This is a genomic window from Deinococcus pimensis DSM 21231 (assembly GCF_000519345.1).
GTDB lineage: Bacteria > Deinococcota > Deinococci > Deinococcales > Deinococcaceae > Deinococcus_A > Deinococcus_A pimensis.
This window is the reverse complement of sequence record NZ_KI912662.1, coordinates 10,299-11,316: the sequence shown is the minus strand read 5'-3', so window position 1 is coordinate 11,316 and position 1,018 is coordinate 10,299. Positions and strand designations below refer to the sequence as shown.

The following is a 1,018-nucleotide window of genomic DNA, read 5'->3' as shown; positions in this document are numbered from 1 at the left end:
GCCGGGGCGCCGCGACGAGCAGCCAGCGGTGCCCGCCCGCGAGGCCCGCGAAGAGCGCGCGGGGGCAGCCGTACAGGTCGCTCCAGACCCGCTCGGGCGTGATCTGCGCGCCCGTCACTTCAGGAGCTCCAGGTACGCGCGGAAGGTGCCGTTCGTGTCGGGCGCGCCCCTGAAGGTCGCCTCGGGATGCCACTGCACGGCGACGACGCCGTCTCCTTCGAGGGCCTCCACGAGGCCCTCGGGGGTGCGCGCGGCGACCCGCAGCGTGGGCGCGACGGCCTTCACGGCCTGATGGTGGTGGGAGTTCACGCGGGTCACCTCCGGGTGGAAGCGCGCGAGCAGACCGCTCGCGGTGTCGAAGACGACGTCGTGCGTGACGTCGTCGTAGGCGTGGCCGTCCTGCGTCTGGGCGTGCCCGTCGAGGTGCTGCACGAGCGTGCCGCCCTCCAGGACGTTGATGAGCTGCGCGCCCCGGCAGATCCCGAGGACCGGCAGGCCGCGCCCGCGCGCCTCGCGGTACAGGGCGGCCTCGGTGGCGTCGCGCAGGTCGTCGACCTCGCCGAGCTGGGGGTCGGGCGCCTCGCCGTACAGCGCCGGATTCACGTCCACGCCGCCCGACAGGACGAGACCGTCGAGGTCCCGCAGGAGGTCCGCCGCCGCCTCGGGGATGAGGGGCAGCAGCACGGGCGTGGCGCCCGCCTCCCACAGGGCGCGCGAGTAGTGCTGCGCGGTGCCCTGGTAGGGACGCGTGACGCCGGGAATGGCGTTCAGGGAGGCGATCGAGATGCCGACGCGGGGGCGAGTCACCAGAGGATTTTACGGCGTGAGGGGGGAGGGGGGAAGGGGCACTGACCGCTATCATGTCCTCGTGCGCCTGCTGCTGCTCTCCGACGTCCACGCGAACCTCGCCGCCCTGGAGGCCGTCCTCGCGGACGCGCGCGCCCGGGGCTTCGACCGGGCGGTGTTCCTCGGCGACGCGCTGGGCTACGGGCCGCAGCCCGCCGAGGTGCTGGCCCTG

2 protein-coding genes are annotated in these 1,018 nt (G+C 74.5%); one reads left to right on the top strand and one right to left on the bottom strand.

Annotation, left to right across the window (positions count from 1 at the left end):
- Positions 1-114: 114 nt before the first annotated feature.
- Complete coding sequence (locus DEIPI_RS32210) at positions 115-807, bottom strand: gamma-glutamyl-gamma-aminobutyrate hydrolase family protein (RefSeq protein WP_245588590.1); 693 nt, start codon at positions 805-807, stop codon at positions 115-117.
- A gap of 61 nt (positions 808-868) precedes the next feature.
- On the opposite strand from DEIPI_RS32210, the gene DEIPI_RS41540 reads away from it, so the two are divergent.
- Positions 869-1,018: metallophosphoesterase family protein (locus tag DEIPI_RS41540; protein WP_045234605.1), on the top strand; the 150-nt coding region annotated here is incomplete at its 3' end.